Here is a 16305-nt window from a genome sequence, read left to right as displayed (position 1 = left end):
GGGTGAAGTGTAGAATGCTGGGTCCCGCTTTCGCGGGGATGACGAGAAGGGACGCGGCACTAGGCTGAACAAAAAGGGCTCCGTTCTCACCCGAGAACGGAGCCCATTTTTTCTGTTGCGCGGGAGGCGATCAGGCCGAAGCCGTGTCGCCCTCTGGAGCCGCGGTGGCCGCGGCGATGTCGCCGGGCTCGGCATTGGGATCGAACGCTTCGGTGAAGCCGGCGGCGTCCTTCTCGAACATCTCCGCCATCACGTCGACGCCCTGAGCCTGCAGCTCCGCCTCTTCCGGCGAACGGGCGACGTTGACCGTGATCGTCACGGCCACTTCCGGGTGGAGCGCGACCTTCACCGTGTTCACCCCGATCGCCTTGATCGGCTTGTCGAGCACGACCTGGTTCTTCTGAACCTTGACGCCGTCGGCTTCGAGCGCCTCGACAATGTCGCGCACCGACACCGAACCATAAAGCTGGCCGGTGTTCGAGGCCTGACGGATCAGGGTCACCGACTTGCCGTCGACATTCTTCGACGCCTTTTCGGCGTCGGCGCGGCGGTTCGCATTGTCCGCCTCGATCTGCGCGCGATTGGCTTCGAAGACCTTGCGATTGGCTTCGTTGGCGCGCAGCGCCTTCTTGCGCGGCAGCAGGAAGTTGCGGGCAAAGCCCGGCTTCACGGAGACGACGTCGCCGATGCCGCCCAGCTTCTCGACGCGTTCAAGCAGAATAACGTCCATGAGGGCGGTTCCTTACTTCACGATATAGGGCAGGAGGCCAAGGTGCCGCGCACGCTTGATCGCCTGGGCGAGCTCGCGCTGCTTCTTGGCCGAGACCGCGGTGATGCGGCTGGGGACGATCTTGCCGCGCTCGGACACGAAGCCCTGCAGCAGACGAACGTCCTTGTAATCGATGCGCGGCGCGTCCTTCGCGGCGAAGGGGCAGCTCTTGCGGCGGCGGAAAAAGGGGCGTGCCATGTCTTAAAGTCCCATCTCTTCGCGGTCGTCCCGGCGCGGGCGGCGTTCGCCACGATCGCCACGTTCACCACGCTCGCCGCGGTCACGATCGCTCTTGCGCATCATCACCGACGGACCCTGCTCGTGCGCATCGACGCGAACGGTCATATAGCGGATCACGTCTTCGTTGATCGCCGTCTGGCGCTCCAGCTCGGCAATCGCCGGCGCCGGCGCGTCGATGTCGAGCGACACGTAATGCGCCTTGCGGTTCTTCGCGATGCGATAGGCGAGGTTACGAAGGCCCCAGGTCTCGGTCTTCACCACCTTGCCCTGATTGTCTTCGATGATCTTGGTAGCGGCTTCCGCCAGCTGGTCCACTTGCGCCTGTGCCAGATCCTGGCGCGCAAGGAACACATGCTCGTAAAGAGCCATGGTCTTCCTTCATATGTTGGCCGATCGCTGACGCCGCCCCGTGCGGACGCCCCTCCGGCTGTCGTCTCAAATGCAAACAGGGCGGAGAGACACGCTCCCGCCCCGCGCCGGCGCCAATGCACGAAAATGGTGCGGAGCGCAAGCGGAGCCAAGCCGTTGTCGTCGCATGACCGATCCGAACCGACCGCTCCGCCTCGGCTTTCCCGTGAAGGTGATGGGAAAACCCGGCCTGAAAAGCAACGACACGCGGCGGTGGCAGAAGAGCCCACATCTCAAATGCTCGCTCGAGCATGTTAGCGAGATCCTCGACTATCTGCACACGGAGCGGCTGGACATGTACCGGCTGTCCTCGGACCTGGCGCCCTACGCCACCCATCCTGAAATGCCGCAATTCCATGCCATGGTCGCGGAAAGCGATGCCGAACTGCGTGCCTTCGGCGCGAAGGCGCGGGCCTATGACATAAGGCTGAGCTTCCACCCGTCCCAATATGTACTGCTGAACAGCCCGGATCCGGCGCTCACCAGGAAGAGCATCTGGGACTTCGCCTCACAGGCGGAAATGCTCGACCGGATGGAGTGCGACGACGAGGCGGTGATGGTGACGCATGTCGGCGGCGTCTATGACGATCGGGAGGCCAGCCGCGCGCGCTGGATCGAGGGGTGGGAGCAATGCCCAGACCATGTGCGGCGACGGCTGGTGCTGGAGAATGACGATCTCCGCTTCTCCGCCGCCGACGTGCTGTGGCTTCACGAACGCACCGGTGTACGCCTGATCTTCGACTATCAGCATTTCTGGTGCCTCAATCCGGAACGGCTCGATATGCGCGCCACTCTGGAGCGCTTCCTCGCCACTTGGCCCAAGGGTGTGCGGCCGAAGATCCACTTCTCCTCGCCCCGGACCGAGCTGCGAGAGGTGAAGCGGGCGATCACGCCGAAACAGCGCGCGGCCGCCAAAGCCGGGAGGGGCAGTTCGAAGATGGGCGAGGTGACCAAGGCGCCAGTCAAGGCGACGGCGCGGACTAAGACGGTGTTGCTGCCGCCGGTCTGGACCGGACATAGCGACTTCACCAATCCGTTCGAGTTCGCTACCTTCATGCGCATGGCCGAAGGGCTCACCTTCGACGTCATGATGGAAGGCAAGGCCAAGGATATCTCGATCCTCAAGCTGCGTCCCGATCTGCTGCGCTACGCGCCGGACGTGGCGGCGCGGTTCGGCATCTTCCCCGAAGACGCCGCTGAGGTGTTCGCCGACGAGGCTGCGCTCGACCGCGGCGTCAGCGCTGACCCGGAGCCGGATGTCGACGAAGGCGATATGGCATTGGCGGCGGAATAGGTTCGCTCTGTCCCAGCATGGGACAAGGCGCACTGCAAAGGTTAATGACGAAACGCCAGCGTTGTGCCATAAGGCCGGCGGAATAGTCGCTGCTGGGGCAAAGTGGCGACTATGGCACCAGGGGGATTCAGATGCGTCGCTATGCTTTGGGTGCTGCCGTTGCAGCTTCATTCTTGTCCGCTGCCGTGAGCAGCGAAGCCTCGGCCGCCATTCCGGCGCCCGCGGTGTTCGATTTCACCCAGGGCAGCAACAACAACATCTCGAACGGCAACTCGCGCATCTTCAGCGCCACCTCGCCCCAACTCGGCACGTTCCAGGTGCGGGTGACCGCGTGGAGCCTGGAGAAGGTTGGCGGCGTCGAATATGTCCGCGACTCCAAGCTGATGGTCTATGATGGCGGCCTCGGCGTCATTTCCGACGACGATGCGGGCGGCGCCGACAACCGGCACACCATCGACAATAGCGTGCGCAAGGATTTCATCCTGTTGCAGTTCAACGCGCCGGTGAAGCTGATGTCGGCGACCTTCAACACGTTCAGCGTATTGGGCGGGACCAAGGACAGCGACGCCACGATCAAATACGGCTGGACCCAAAATCCCTGGAACAGCAACATCGCGCCGCTGATCAACGACAAGACTGTGTCCGTGCTGAACGGCCTGTTCGCGGGAACCTATTCGTCGCTGACCTCGTCGACCGGCAACAGCACCCGCGATATCAATCCCCAGCAGCATTGGGGCAATCTCTGGCTGATCGGTTCCGACTGGACGAACGCCGACGGCAAGATTGATGGCTTCAAGCTGAACGGCCTGGCCGTTGTGCCCGAGCCTGCCACCTGGGCGATGATGATCGGCGGCTTCGGCTTGGTCGGCGGGGCCATGCGCCGCAAGGCCCGTCGGGCGGCGATCGCCTGACGAGCCTCGCTGCCGCTACTCGGCGGCGATGGCGAGCGGTTCGGGTTGCGGGCCGCGGATGACCTTGCCCGGGCGGGCCGTCTGCAGTTCGCCATTGCGGAACGTGATCTGGCCCGACTTGACCGTCGCTACATAGCCGCGCGCCCTTTGGAGCAAGCGGCGGCCGCCCGCGGGCAAATCCCAGGCAAGGTACGGCTTTTCGAGCGCCAGCGCCTCCATGTCGATCACGTTCAGGTCGGCGAGATAGCCGGGCCGGAGCAGCCCGCGGTCGTTCAACCCGTAAAGCAGCGCCGTGTCGCGGCATTGTCGGCGGACGGCGAGTTCGAGGGGGATGGTGCCCCGCGCCCGATCCCGCACCCAGTGCTGGAGCAGGAAGGTCGGCGAGGCGGCGTCGCAGATGGTGCCGCAATGGGCGCCGCCGTCCGACAGCGAGATGACGATGTCGTCGCGGTTCAACAGCAGGTCGCGGACAAAATCCAGATTGCCGTCGGCGTAGTTTAGGAGCGGCAGATAGATGAAGCCGTTGCCATTGTCGGCCATTAGCAGGTCGTACGCGATCTCGGCCGCGCTCTTCCCGCTGGCGGCGGCGAGGGCGGCGATGCTTTGGTCCGGCCCCGGCTCATAGTTCGGCACGTCCCCCAGCGGGAACTGCATACCCCAGCCGCCCGTGACGATCATGAGCAGGGGGGCGATGTCGGGATGCTCGGGCGGCAGGTTCTGCTCGGCGAGCAACTGCTTTTTGAACGCCGGGTCAGCCAGCCGGGCAAATTGTTCCGGCCAAGGCAGGTCGGCGATGGCCTGCCAGCTCGGCCGCATGCGGAACGGGTGGACCGTGCCGCGCCAGTTCATCAAGATTCCGGTGCCGCGCAGCGAGATTTGCGCGACCACATTCGCGCCATTGTCGTTCGCGCCGCGTGTGGACGCCATCTGCTCGGTCCAGTGCATCGCCTTCAGCGGTGACTGCAGCATGGCGAAGGTGACGGGCAGGCCCGTCTCCTTCGACAAGGCTCCCATCCAGCCAAATTCGTTCCAGTCTGGCTGCAGGTCGGAGGCCATTTCGAACACGCCGTGGCCGACTCGCGCCATTGCCCGACCGATCCCGATCAGTTCTTCGGCGGTGGCGGTGGTGCCGGGCACGAGCTCGCCGTCGATTGACTTGTGAATGACGGTGCGGCTGGTCGAAAAGCCGAGCGCGCCGGCCCGGAGACCTTCCTCGACGATGCGAGACATCGCGGCGATCTCGACTTCGGTCGGCACCTCGTTGCGCGCACCCCGCTCACCCATCACATAAGCGCGGACGGCACCGTGCGGGACGTGGCAGCCGACATCGATGGTGCGCGGCAGCTTCTCGAGCGCGGTCATATAGTCCGGGAAGCTCTCCCAATCCCAGCTCATACCCTCGGCAAGTGCGGTGCCGGGGATGTCCTCCACGCCTTCCATCAGGCCGATCAGCCATTGATGTCGATCGGGCGCGGCGGGCGCGAAACCCACGCCGCAATTGCCCATCACGACTGTGGTGACGCCATGCCAGGACGAGGGCGCCATTTCCGCGTCCCACGTGGCCTGGCCGTCATAATGGGTGTGAATGTCGACGAAGCCGGGAATGACGATCTTGCCTGCGGCATCGATCTCTTCGCGCCCCGGCGCAGGCACCGTGCCGACGGCACTGATCAGTCCGGCATCGATCGCGACATCCGCGACGAACGGCTTCCGGCCCGATCCATCCACCACCATGCCGCCGCGAATGACCAGATCGTGCATGTGTCCTCTCCTTTTATATGCGCGAGGCTATCACACCAGCAGCGTGCGACCATCCCTCTCTGTTGCCTCGGAGGAGAGCCGAGGGATGCCAGGCCCGGAACCTTTCGTTGATCATCTCGCGCTATCGGGCTAGCCCGACACGTCGTTCAGGGGAAACATGAAGCTTTCACGTCACTTATGCGCGCTGGCCGTGCTTATTTCTCCCGCCATGACGAACGCCGAGCAAAGGGCGGAGAAGATTGCGATCACGCCGGAATCGAAAATGGCGGCGATTATCTTCAAGTCGCCGCAGCTGCCGGTACCGCCCACGGTCCAGTCGGCCTATCGTCTGCATATCGCCCCTTACGACCCGGCAGAGGGCGTGATGAAAGGCCTGTTCGGTGCAGGCCGCTCGATCGCTGCCAAGCCGAAGCTGCTCTACGATGGCTATTATGTGTCCGACGTCGAACCGGGCACCTATGTGTTCGGCAGCCTGTCGCGGCAGGATTATTGGGCAGTGTGCTTCAACGGTGGCAGCCGTCAGTTCACGGTCCGCGCCGGCGAAGTGCTCTATCTCGGCGACTTCGACGCCAGGAAACATGTTACGGAGCTTGAACGGCTCGCCATCACGTCCGGGCGGATCACGTCGCGGAACAGCGAGGCGGTGCATTTCTTCGATACCGTGGCCCCGCCCGCCTTTGCGCCAGTTTCGGAAGATGACCTGGTGGCGGTCGCGGCAATGATGAAAGTGCGGATGCCCAACACCAGCGTCGCGCCCAAAGCGGTGACCTTTGCCGATGCGAAATTCGGGACTGGCAGCGATCTGTTCGGGCTGAACCGCGTCTGCGGCGGCTATTATCGCAAAGGTGCCAGGTAAGGGCATTGCCTCAGGCTTTCGGAGGAGCGTCGTCGGGAGTAGAGAACACCCATGAGCACTGCGCCCCATCTCGCGCTCGGCGTTGACCCCGACGATCACCTGTCGCTTCCCGGCTGGCTCTATCACGATTCCGAGTTCTTCGAGGCGGAGCGGGCGCGGTTCCTGAGGGCGGCGCCCCAGGTCGTCTGCCACCTCAACGAGCTCGCCCATCCCGGCGATTGGCGGAGTCTCGACTATCTGGGGGAGAGCGTCATCGTCTTGCGCGGCGATGACGGCGTGGTGCGGGCCTTCGCCAATGTCTGCCGCCATCGCGGCTCCCGACTGGTCGATGGCGAGGCCGGTTGCGCGAAAAGATTAGTCTGTCCGTACCACGCTTGGACCTATGACCTCGATGGCCGCCTCACCGGCGTGCCGGTGAAGAGCGAATATCCCGGTCTCGATCAGGCAAAGCTCGGCCTGGTGCCGATCACCTTGGAGGTGTGGCGCGGCTTCGTCTTCGTGACGCTCGAGCCCGGTGCGCCGGCGGTGGCCGAGATGATGGCTCCCTATGAGGATGAGATCGCGCCGTATCGCCTGGAAGATCTGCAGCCGATCGGACGCGTCACGCTGCGCCCGCGCGCGCTCAACTGGAAGACGATTGCCGACAATTATTCGGATGGGCTGCACATCCCGGTCGGCCATCCGGGGCTCACGCGTCTGTTCGGGCGATCCTATGAGATCGAGGCCAACGAACATGTCGACCGCATGTCGGGCCTGCTGGTCGACCGACTGTCGGCAAATCCGAGCGAGCGCGCCTATCAGCGCCTGCTGCCACGCGTCGATCACCTGCCCGAGGCGCAACAACGGCTGTGGCTCTACTACAAGCTTTGGCCGAATGTCGCCTTCGACATCTACCCGGACCAGATCGACTTCATGCAGTTCCTGCCGACGGGGCCGACGACCACCACCATCCGCGAGATCAGCTATGCACTGCCCGACGAGCGGCGCGAGATGCGCGCCGCGCGCTATCTCAACTGGCGCATCAACCGGCAGGTCAACGCCGAGGACACCAAGCTGATCGAGCGGGTGCAGGCCGGCATGGTGTCGCCCAGCTATGTGGCGGGGCCGCTCGGCGAGAGCGAGGTCTGCCTGCGCAGCTTCGCACGCAAGCTTAGGCAGCTGATCCCCGAAGCGCGCTTGCCCCGGCCGCCTGCGCCGGGCTGGAGCCGTCGTCCGCCGCTTGCATCGGCGACCTGACCTTTCTACCCGCACCCCCTTCGACAAGGGGTCAGACATGCGCGCATTCATCTTTCCGGGTCAGGGCAGCCAAGCGGTCGGCATGGGGCAGGCGCTCGCCGACGCCAGCGGCGTCGCCCGCGAAGTGTTTCAGGAGGTCGACGAGGCACTCGGCCAGAACCTGTTCCGGCTGATGGCCGACGGGCCCGCCGATACGCTGACGCTGACCGAAAATGCCCAGCCGGCGATCATGGCCAATGCGATCGCGACGCTGCGGGTGCTGGAGCGGGAAGGGGGCGTTCGCCTCGCCGACAAGGCGGATTTCGTCGCCGGCCATTCGCTCGGTGAATATACGGCGCTGTGCGCGGCCGAGGCGATCGACCTGACCACGACCGCGCGGCTGCTGAAGCTGCGTGGGCAGGCGATGCAGGCGGCCGTGCCGGTCGGCGAAGGGGCGATGGCCGCGATCCTGAAGCTTGACTTCGACCAGGTCGCCGACATTGCCGGCCAGGCGGCACAGGGCGAGGTCTGCACCGTGGCCAACGACAATGCGCCGGGACAGGTGGTCATCTCCGGCCACAAAGCGGCGATCGAGCGCGCTTCGGAACTGGTCAAGTCGGCCGGGGGGCGGGCGATGCCGCTCCCGGTCTCCGCGCCGTTCCACTGCCCGCTTATGCAGCCGGCCGCAGACGCGATGGCGGATGCCCTTGGCAAGGCCGATCTCCGCGCGCCGCTGGTCCCCGTCTTCGCCAACGTCACCGCCGCACCCGTGGGAGCACCCGACGAGATCAAGCGCCTGCTCGTCGATCAGGTCACCGGCACCGTCCGCTGGCGGGAAAGCGTACTCGCCATGCAGGAAGCCGGTGTCCACCATTTCGTCGAGTTCGGCGGCAAGGTCCTCGGCCCCATGATCAAGCGCATCGTCCCCGACGCCGAAGCGCTGAGCGTCGTGAGCATGGACGACGTGGAGCAGCTCACAAAATCGCTTTAGGTTCGCACAGAGACGCAGAGACGCTGAGGGACCTGGCGATTGAAAGACATCAATCTTGTAAGCGGGGACGTCGTGGATGCAGCCTTCAGGCTGCATCAGGAGCTTGGGCCCGGTCTGCTGGAAAGCGTGTATGAAACGGTGCTTGCCGGTTGGCTCGCGCGAAAGGGATATGCCGTCGAGCGTCAAAGGCCAATCGACATCGCGTTTGACGGCCTACGGTTTGAGGGTGCGTTTCGGATCGACCTGCTTGTCGACAATAGACTTCTCGTCGAAATCAAGTCGGTCGAAAGACTGAATGCGGCCCATGCCAAGCAGCTGCTGACCTATCTTAGACTGACGGGCCAGCCTTTGGGGCTGCTTATCAACTTCGGTGGAGCAGTGCTCAAGGATAATGTCCGCAGATTGATCAACCAGCACGGCCCCTCTGCGACTCCGCGTCTCTGCGCGAACCAAATACAGGAGTAAGAACATGTTCGATCTCAGCGGAATGACCGCGCTCGTGACTGGGGCGTCGGGGGGTATTGGGTCGGCGATCGCAAAGGCGCTTTCGGCGCAGGGCGCGCGGTTGGCCTTGTCGGGTACACGTGAGGAAGCTTTGCGCGACGTCGCGGGGCAGGTGGGTGGCGAGGCGGTCATCTTGCCGTGCAACCTATCGGACCCTGCGGCTGTCGATGCGCTGGTGCCCCAGGCCGTCGAGGCGCTTGGCGGCAAGCTGGACATTCTCGTCAACAATGCGGGTGTCACGCGCGACAACCTGATCCTGCGCATGAAGGATGAGGAATGGGATCAGGTGATCCGCGTCAATCTCGAGGCCGCGTTCCGACTTTGCCGTGCCGCCGCCAAGCCGATGATGAAGGCGCGCTTCGGCCGCATCATTTCGATCACCTCGGTGGTGGGCACGACCGGCAATCCGGGCCAAGCCAATTATGCGGCGTCGAAGGGCGCCCTGACCGCGATGTCTAAGGCGCTGGCCCAGGAACTCGCCAGCCGCGGCATCACGGTGAACTGCGTTGCTCCCGGCTTCATCACCTCGCCGATGACGGACGCGCTACCGGACGCGCAGAAGGAAGCGCTGACTGGCCGGATCCCAGCGGGGCGGCTCGGTGAAGGTGGCGATGTGGGCGCTGCGGTGGCCTATCTGGCGAGCAAGGAGGCGAGCTACGTCACCGGCCAGACGCTGCATGTGAATGGCGGTATGGCGATGATCTGAGGCGGTAACGAGGCGGAAGCTTCCGACCGCTAGTTCCTGCCCATGCGGATCGCGCTCAGTCTGGCCCTGCTCAACCTTTGGGCCTTTGGCGCCTTCTGGCATGACAAGCAGAGCGCGGTGCTGGGTCGCCGCCGAACGCCGGAGCGCCAGCTGCTCGGCCTGGCGCTGGTCGGCGGCTCGTTCGGCGCCGTGCTGGGGCAGCGGCTGCTGCGTCACAAGACCCGCAAACAGCCTTTTGCCACCTACCTGCTGCTGATTGCCTCGGCGCATGCGGGCCTCGCGATCGGCCTTGCTTCGCTCGCAATGGGGTGAGTTGCGCTCATCCTTCCGTCCGGGCATGTTTGCGGGCAGCGGGGAAGGGGCATGGCGCTGAAGATTGCGTTGGCGAGCCTTTTGGCGATGGCGGCAGCGATGGGGCAGCCGACGCTGGAGGAGCTGAAGCGGGCCGCCATATCGGGCGATCGCGAAGCGGCCTTTGCTCTGGGGCGCGCCTATAAGCTTGGTGACGAGGCGCCGCTCGATACGCGCGAAGCGGCGCGCTGGCTGGAAAAGGCGGCACAGCTCGGCCACCCGAAGGCCGGCGGCGAACTCGGACTCGTGCTGTTCCAGGACGGTAAGGGCAGGGACGCGCTCCCGTGGCTGAAGGCGGCGGCACAAGCGGGGGATGCGCGCGCGCAATATGCGCTTGGCACCATTTACTTTGCCGGCGAAATCGCGCCGCCGGACCCGGCCCAGGCCAAAGCGCTGATGACGCGCGCAGCCCGCTCCGGCTTGCCGGCTGCGAGGGAGGCGCTGGCGATCATGGCGACGCCGGCCGTGGTACCCGTGCAACCTGCTCCTCGGGTGACAGTGCAGGCGCCCCAGATCGCGCCGGCAAAGCCCTTGTCCGAATGGGAAGTGCAGCTTGGCGCCTTTGCCGTCCCGGGCAATGCTCGGCGTCTATGGCAAGAGTTGCGGCCCCGACTCGCCGGGAGCTTCCAGCCCAGCTTCCGGACCGATCGCGCGATCACCCGGCTGCGTCTGGCCGGCTTTCCTTCGCGTGCCGCAGCCGAGCGCTTTTGCGCCAATCAGCGCCGCCAGAAACGCGACTGCCTGGAAGTACGGACGAAAAGCTGAAGGTGACGGGACCGCCAAGGCCGTTGGCCAGGAATATCCTCTGACGCCCAAACGTCAGGTGGGAACCATGTGGATCGGGCCAGGGCCCGGCCAGGGACAGCCCCCAAGGATCTGTAATCGGCTCAGGGATAATGCTGAGGCTCGCACCAGGCAGTACCCGTCACGACCAATCTAGGCAGTTACGGCCCGGCTCTCAAGATGCTCGGCGAGCGTTTCCACCCGACTGGCGAGTTGTTCGACCGCATCGGCCAGTGCCGCGTCGGCATCGGGCGGAAGCGGTGCATGCGCGGTGTTCCGCAGGTCCTGCAACTCGTCGGCGAGCAGCAGGCCGGCGATCAGCAGCTGCCGCGCCTCGTTGACACTACCCACTGCCGACCGGGCCTGTGTCGCCTTCTCGTCGAGCAGGCGCGCGAGATGCCGGAGTTGTTCTTCCTCGCCATCGCGGCAGGCTACGTCATAGCGGCGCCCGCCGACTTCGATCGTCACTTCGGCCATAGTCCCCCCGTAAGAGCCGGCTCACGCGGCTCCCGTCAGCCGATCGATCGCCCGGATCGCCTCCTGCGCCCGCTCCCGCAATCGCGCATGCCTCTGCACCAGTCTCGCGAATTCGGGATCGGGACGTGCGGCGACGCGGTCCGATGCCCTTTCCACCCGCGCGAGCGCCTGGTCGAGCCGTCCGATTGCCTTGGCGAGCCGGTCGTTTGTCACGGAATATTAACTAGCACGGATAAGCGCCGACGCAAACGCCGGTTCCGCAGCGGCGGTTGACGCACCGCAGCGAAGGTCGCAAAGCACCGGCGCCCGGACGCGACTCATGCGTCCTCTCCTCCACGTCCTCGGGACCGCACATGACCGTTTCGCACGACCAGCTCGCCAACGCGATCCGCGCCTTGGCCATGGATGCGGTCGAGGCGGCGAGTTCCGGCCATCCCGGCATGCCGATGGGCATGGCGGATGTCGCGACTGTGTTGTTTACTGAGTATCTGAAGTTCGATCCCGCGGAGCCGGGCTGGCCCGACCGCGACCGCTTCGTACTTTCCGCGGGCCATGGATCGATGCTGATCTATGCGCTGCTGCACCTGACAGGCTATGCTCGGCCGACGACAGAAGACATCAAGAACTTCCGCCAGCTGGGCAGCCCTTGTGCGGGTCACCCGGAAAATTTCGAGCTGCCCGGCATCGAATGCACGACCGGGCCGCTGGGCCAGGGCTTTGCGATGGCGGTCGGCATGGCGATTGCCGAGCGGCATCTGAATGCGACATTCGGCGGTGAGCTGGTCGATCACCGCACCTGGGTGATTGCCGGTGACGGTTGCCTGCAGGAGGGCATCAACCACGAGGCGGTGGGCCTTGCCGGGCATCTTGGGCTCGGCCGGCTGATCGTCTTCTGGGACGATAATCGCATCACGATCGACGGCGGGACGGACCTGTCCACCAGCGAGGATATCGGTGCCCGCTACGAAGCATCGGGTTGGCATTTCGTCGCGTGCGACGGCCATGATCCTGCCGACATCCGGCGGGCGATCGACGCGGCGCTGGCCGAGCCGCGCCCCTCGCTGATCGGTTGCCGCACGATTATCGGCAAGGGGGCGCCAAACAAGCAGGGCACGTCGAAGACCCATGGCTCGCCGCTCGGCAAGGACGAGGTCGCGGCGGCGCGTCAGACGCTCGGCTGGATCGACGAGCCGTTCGTGATCCCGGATGCGATCCGCGAAGCCTGGCTGCAGGCGGGCAAGCGCGGTGAGCCCGTACGCGCGGACTGGTCCGCCCGGCTTGCGAACCACGCCGACCGCGCAGAGTTCGAGCGGCGCATGCGCGGCGACCTGCCGCAGGACGATACCGCCGGGCAAACCTATCTGACGGGCTTGCTTGCCGAGCCGCAGAAGGTCGCAACACGCAAGGCTTCTGAAATGGCGCTGGAGCCGCTCACGGTCTCGATCCCCGAACTGATCGGCGGATCGGCGGACCTGACCGGTTCCAACAACACCAAAACAGCGGCTACCAAACCACTGAACAAAGACGACTATTCCGGTCGCTATCTTTATTACGGCATTCGCGAGTTCGGCATGGCCGCGGCGATGAATGGAATGGCACTGCATGGCGGCGTCATTCCCTATGGCGGCACGTTTCTCGTCTTTGCCGACTATATGCGTAACGCGATCCGCCTGTCGGCGCTGCAGCGCGTCCGGGTCATCTATGTGCTCACCCATGACTCGATCGGCTTGGGTGAAGATGGGCCGACCCACCAGCCGATCGAGCATCTGACCAGCCTGAGGCTGATTCCCAATTTGCATGTTTACCGCCCCTGCGATGCGGTCGAGACGGCCGAGTGCTGGTCACTTGCGTTGAACCGCAAACAGGGACCGGCGGTGCTCGCGCTCAGCCGGCAGAACCTGCCGCAACTTCGCGCTGAAGGCGGCATGCTCGCGGGCAAGGGTGCGTATCGGCTCCGTGCGGCGGAGCAGCCGCGGCGGGCGATCCTGATGGCGACCGGGTCCGAGGTCGAGATCGCCGTCGGCGTGCGCGAGCTGCTGGAGGCAGCCGGCATCGGCGCCGACGTGGTGTCGATGCCCAGTTGGGAGCTGTTCCAGGCGCAGCCGGCCGAATATCGCGCCGACCTGCTGCCCCCGGACGCCCTGAAGGTTTCGATCGAGGCCGGAACGACACTGGGCTGGGAGCGGTTTACCGGCGCGGACGGCCTCAACTTCGGCATCGACGGGTTCGGTGCGTCGGCGCCGGCCGCCGACCTCTACAGGCATTTCGGGCTCACCCCCGACGCGATCGCGCCCAGGATCCTTGCGGCGCTGAAATCTTAAGGAGCAAACATGACCGTCAGAGTTGCCATCAACGGATTCGGCCGCATCGGCCGCCTCGTCGCCCGCGCGATGCTGGAGCGGGGCGGGAACGAGCTGGAACTTGTCACGATCAACGACTTGGCCGACGCCAAATCGAACGCGTGGCTGTTCAAGCGCGACTCCGTGCATGGCAAATATCCGGGCGAGGTGAGTGCCGACGGCAATGACCTGATCATCGACGGCAAGCGCATTCGCGTGACCGCCGAGAAGGACCCGGCCAACCTGCCGCACAAGGACAATGCCGTCGATCTGGTGCTCGAATGCACAGGCTTTTTCACCGACCGTGCGTCGTGCGAGAAGCACATTGCCGCGGGCGCGAAGAAGGTGCTGATCTCGGCACCCGGCAAGGGCGTCGACCTGACCGTCGTTTATGGCGTCAACCACGACAAGCTGGAGGCGGGGCACACGATCGTCTCCAACGCGTCCTGCACCACCAACTGTCTCGCACCCGTCGCCAAGGTGCTGAACGATGCGATCGGCATCGAACGCGGGCTGATGACGACGGTCCACGCCTACACCAACGACCAGAAGATCCTCGATCAGATCCATTCCGACCTGCGCCGCGCGCGTGCCGCTGGCATGTCGATGATCCCGACGACGACGGGCGCCGCGCGTGCCGTTGGCGAGGTGCTTCCGGAGCTCAAGGGCAAGCTGGACGGTTCGGCCATCCGCGTGCCGGTGCCGGACGTGAGCCTTGTCGACCTGACCTTCACGCCGAAGCGCGACACCAGCAAGGAAGAAGTCAATCAGCTGCTCAAGGCGGCGTCGGAAGGCGCGCTCAAGGGCGTGCTCGACTATACCGACGAGCCGCTCGTCTCGATCGACCTGATGCACACGCCGGCTTCGTCGACGGTCGACAGCCTCGAGACTGCCGTGATCGATGGCAAGCTGGTCCGCGTCGTCAGCTGGTACGACAATGAATGGGGCTTTTCGAACCGCATGGTCGATACGGCGACCGCGATGGCGAGGCTCGGCTGACCGGCACGCTCAGAGGCATAGCGCGCAAGGCGTATCCCGGCGCGCCCATGGAAGTGATCGAGCGGGCCTTCCTCTCGACCGCTATGGGCGTGACGGGCGACGCGCGCGGGATCGTCAAGAACGGCAAGAACAAGCGCCAGGTGTCGCTGATGGAGCTTGGCGACTGGCAGGCGGCGCTCGGTGAAATCGGGGCCGAGGTGCCCTGGCAGGAGCGGCGTGCCAATCTATTGGTCGACGGCCTGGACCTGCCGCAGCGCAGCGGCGCCGTGATCCGCATCGGCGGGACCGCGCGGATCGAGACGACCATGGAATGCGATCCCTGCATCCGCATGGAGCAGGTTGCGTCCGGGCTGATGGATGCGCTGAAGCCGGACTGGCGCGGCGGCGTGCTCGGCCGCGTGCTGAGCGACGGCGAAATCCGGGTCGGCGACCCGATCATCATCGAAGGTGAGGAATGACCTACAAGACGCTCGACGATATGGGCGACATCCGGGGCAAGCGCGTGCTGGTCCGCGAGGATCTGAACGTGCCCTTGAGCGAAGCCAAGGTGACCGACGATACGCGCCTGCGCGCGGCGGTGCCCACCGTCGCCGAACTCTCTGACAAGGGTGCGATCGTGCTGGTGCTTGCCCATATCGGCCGTCCCAAAGTGCCCTCGCCAGAGTTTTCGACCGCGCTCGTGACCAAGCCGTTTGAGGCGGTGCTCGGCCGGCCGGTACAATATATCGATTGGGAGAATGGTCCGAAGGCGGTGGCGGCGCTGCAGCCGGGCGATGTGGCGCTACTCGAGAATACGCGCTTCTTCGGCGGCGAAGAGAAGAATGATCCCGCGGTGATCGACCGCTTCGCTGCCCTCGGCGATCTGTACGTCAACGATGCCTTCTCCGCTGCTCACCGGGCGCATGCTTCGACCGAGGGGCTGGCGCACAGGCTGCCCGCCTTTGCCGGGCGGCAGATGGAGGCGGAGCTTGCGGCACTTGGGAAAGCGCTGGGCAACCCGGAGCATCCGGTCGCAGCGGTGGTCGGCGGCGCCAAGGTCTCGACCAAGCTGGACGTGCTGACGCACCTCGTCACCAAGGTCGATCACCTGATCATCGGCGGCGGCATGGCCAACACCTTCCTCGCCGCGCGCGGGGTGAATGTCGGCAAGTCGCTATGCGAGCATGACCTGACCGGCACCGCCGAGCAGATCCTGGAAGCTGCCGACCGGGCCAACTGCACCGTGCACCTGCCCTATGACGTGGTGGTCGCAACCGAGTTCAGGCCCAACCCGCCGACGCGCATCGTCAACGTGCACGAGGTGGGGGCGGATGAGATGATTCTCGATGTCGGCCCGGCCGCGACCGAGGCGCTGGCCGATGTGCTCAAGACCTGCCGGACGCTCGTCTGGAACGGCCCGCTCGGCGCGTTCGAGACGGCGCCTTTCGACGCGGCGACCGTCAGCCTCGCGCGGACGGCGGCGGCGCTGACCCGCGAAGGCTCGCTCGTGTCCGTCGCCGGCGGCGGCGACACGGTCGCGGCGCTGAACCAGGCGGGCGTGGCCGACGACTTCACCTTCGTGTCGACGGCGGGCGGCGCATTCCTGGAGTGGATGGAAGGGAAGGAACTGCCGGGCGTCGCGGCGCTGAACCGTTAAGCATCCGATACGTTGTGCAATCCGGCGCGCGGCTCTAGCGCGAAGCAAAATCACATCTCAGGGGA

General features: G+C 65.2%; 19 protein-coding genes and 1 other RNA gene. 13 read left to right on the top strand and 7 right to left on the bottom strand.

Annotated elements, in window-relative coordinates:
• Positions 1-130 precede the first annotated feature (130 nt).
• The 3 genes from rplI to rpsF are packed head-to-tail and all read right to left on the bottom strand — an operon-like array spanning position 131 to position 1378.
• Complete coding sequence (gene rplI, locus HJG53_RS00930) at positions 131-730, bottom strand: 50S ribosomal protein L9 (RefSeq protein ID WP_171127367.1); 600 nt, start codon at positions 728-730, stop codon at positions 131-133.
• Positions 731-742: 12 nt separating this feature from the next.
• Positions 743-967, bottom strand: coding sequence for a 30S ribosomal protein S18 (gene rpsR, locus HJG53_RS00925; protein WP_171127366.1), 225 nt, complete (start codon positions 965-967; stop codon positions 743-745).
• 3 nt (positions 968-970) lie between these two features.
• Entirely contained in the window at positions 971-1378 is a 408-nt protein-coding gene (rpsF, locus tag HJG53_RS00920; protein ID WP_171127365.1) for a 30S ribosomal protein S6, read from the bottom strand.
• Between the two features lie 166 nt (positions 1379-1544).
• Here rpsF and uvsE point away from each other — a divergent pair, with 166 nt between their 5' ends.
• Positions 1545-2711 carry a UV DNA damage repair endonuclease UvsE gene (uvsE, locus tag HJG53_RS00915; RefSeq protein ID WP_171127364.1) on the top strand — a complete coding sequence of 389 codons (1167 nt, stop codon included), beginning with the start codon at positions 1545-1547 and terminating at the stop codon, positions 2709-2711.
• Between the two features lie 185 nt (positions 2712-2896).
• Complete coding sequence (locus HJG53_RS18470; protein WP_368039476.1) at positions 2897-3622, top strand: PEPxxWA-CTERM sorting domain-containing protein; 726 nt, start codon at positions 2897-2899, stop codon at positions 3620-3622.
• A gap of 15 nt (positions 3623-3637) precedes the next feature.
• On the opposite strand, the gene HJG53_RS00905 is transcribed toward HJG53_RS18470, so the two are convergent.
• Positions 3638-5383, bottom strand: a complete 1746-nt coding sequence (locus HJG53_RS00905; protein ID WP_171127363.1) for an amidohydrolase family protein — start codon at positions 5381-5383, stop codon at positions 3638-3640.
• 208 nt (positions 5384-5591) lie between these two features.
• Between HJG53_RS00905 and HJG53_RS00900 the strand changes: the two genes are divergently transcribed.
• The 7 genes from HJG53_RS00900 to HJG53_RS00870 are packed head-to-tail and all read left to right on the top strand — an operon-like array spanning position 5592 to position 10771.
• On the top strand, positions 5592-6239 hold the full coding sequence (locus HJG53_RS00900; protein WP_217352555.1) for a hypothetical protein: 648 nt from the start codon (positions 5592-5594) through the stop codon (positions 6237-6239).
• 51 nt (positions 6240-6290) lie between these two features.
• On the top strand, positions 6291-7475 hold the full coding sequence (locus HJG53_RS00895) for an aromatic ring-hydroxylating dioxygenase subunit alpha (RefSeq protein ID WP_171127361.1): 1185 nt from the start codon (positions 6291-6293) through the stop codon (positions 7473-7475).
• A 37-nt stretch (positions 7476-7512) separates the two neighbouring features.
• Positions 7513-8445 (top strand): ACP S-malonyltransferase, encoded by a 933-nt coding sequence (gene fabD, locus HJG53_RS00890; RefSeq protein WP_171127360.1) that lies wholly within the window; start codon positions 7513-7515, stop codon positions 8443-8445.
• A 39-nt stretch (positions 8446-8484) separates the two neighbouring features.
• On the top strand, positions 8485-8910 hold the full coding sequence (locus tag HJG53_RS00885) for a GxxExxY protein (RefSeq protein WP_171127359.1): 426 nt from the start codon (positions 8485-8487) through the stop codon (positions 8908-8910).
• A gap of 4 nt (positions 8911-8914) precedes the next feature.
• On the top strand, positions 8915-9655 hold the full coding sequence (gene fabG / locus HJG53_RS00880; protein WP_171127358.1) for a 3-oxoacyl-[acyl-carrier-protein] reductase: 741 nt from the start codon (positions 8915-8917) through the stop codon (positions 9653-9655).
• Positions 9656-9697: 42 nt separating this feature from the next.
• On the top strand, positions 9698-9967 hold the full coding sequence (locus HJG53_RS00875) for a DUF1294 domain-containing protein (RefSeq protein WP_171127357.1): 270 nt from the start codon (positions 9698-9700) through the stop codon (positions 9965-9967).
• 51 nt (positions 9968-10018) lie between these two features.
• Positions 10019-10771, top strand: coding sequence for an SPOR domain-containing protein (locus HJG53_RS00870; protein WP_171127356.1), 753 nt, complete (start codon positions 10019-10021; stop codon positions 10769-10771).
• 4 nt (positions 10772-10775) lie between these two features.
• Here HJG53_RS00870 and ssrS read toward each other — a convergent pair.
• From ssrS to HJG53_RS00855, 3 genes are all read right to left on the bottom strand, one after another.
• A non-coding RNA gene (ssrS, locus tag HJG53_RS00865) (6S RNA) lies at positions 10776-10931 on the bottom strand.
• Positions 10932-10942: 11 nt separating this feature from the next.
• Entirely contained in the window at positions 10943-11266 is a 324-nt protein-coding gene (locus HJG53_RS00860; RefSeq protein WP_171127355.1) for a cell division protein ZapA, read from the bottom strand.
• A gap of 21 nt (positions 11267-11287) precedes the next feature.
• The gene (locus tag HJG53_RS00855; RefSeq protein ID WP_171127354.1) at positions 11288-11479 is read right to left on the bottom strand and encodes a hypothetical protein; all 192 of its coding nucleotides are present in this window, start codon (positions 11477-11479) and stop codon (positions 11288-11290) included.
• A gap of 140 nt (positions 11480-11619) precedes the next feature.
• Between HJG53_RS00855 and tkt the strand changes: the two genes are divergently transcribed.
• From tkt to pgk, 4 genes are read left to right on the top strand one after another with little or no spacing between them, the layout of a single operon-like run.
• Entirely contained in the window at positions 11620-13587 is a 1968-nt protein-coding gene (gene tkt / locus HJG53_RS00850; RefSeq protein WP_171127353.1) for a transketolase, read from the top strand.
• A gap of 9 nt (positions 13588-13596) precedes the next feature.
• The gene (gene gap, locus HJG53_RS00845; RefSeq protein WP_171127352.1) at positions 13597-14604 is read left to right on the top strand and encodes a type I glyceraldehyde-3-phosphate dehydrogenase; all 1008 of its coding nucleotides are present in this window, start codon (positions 13597-13599) and stop codon (positions 14602-14604) included.
• A complete protein-coding gene (locus HJG53_RS00840; protein ID WP_368039475.1) occupies positions 14547-15062 on the top strand; it encodes an MOSC domain-containing protein in 516 nt (171 codons plus the stop codon). Before gap ends, HJG53_RS00840 begins: the two co-directional genes overlap by 58 nt.
• Entirely contained in the window at positions 15059-16240 is a 1182-nt protein-coding gene (pgk, locus tag HJG53_RS00835; protein WP_171127351.1) for a phosphoglycerate kinase, read from the top strand. Before HJG53_RS00840 ends, pgk begins: the two co-directional genes overlap by 4 nt.
• The last annotated feature ends 65 nt before the right edge of the window (positions 16241-16305 follow it).

It is taken from the genome of Sphingomonas sp. ID1715, from assembly GCF_013044515.1.
Taxonomy (GTDB): domain Bacteria; phylum Pseudomonadota; class Alphaproteobacteria; order Sphingomonadales; family Sphingomonadaceae; genus Sphingomonas_B.
This window is presented reverse-complemented; position numbering and strand designations above follow the sequence as displayed.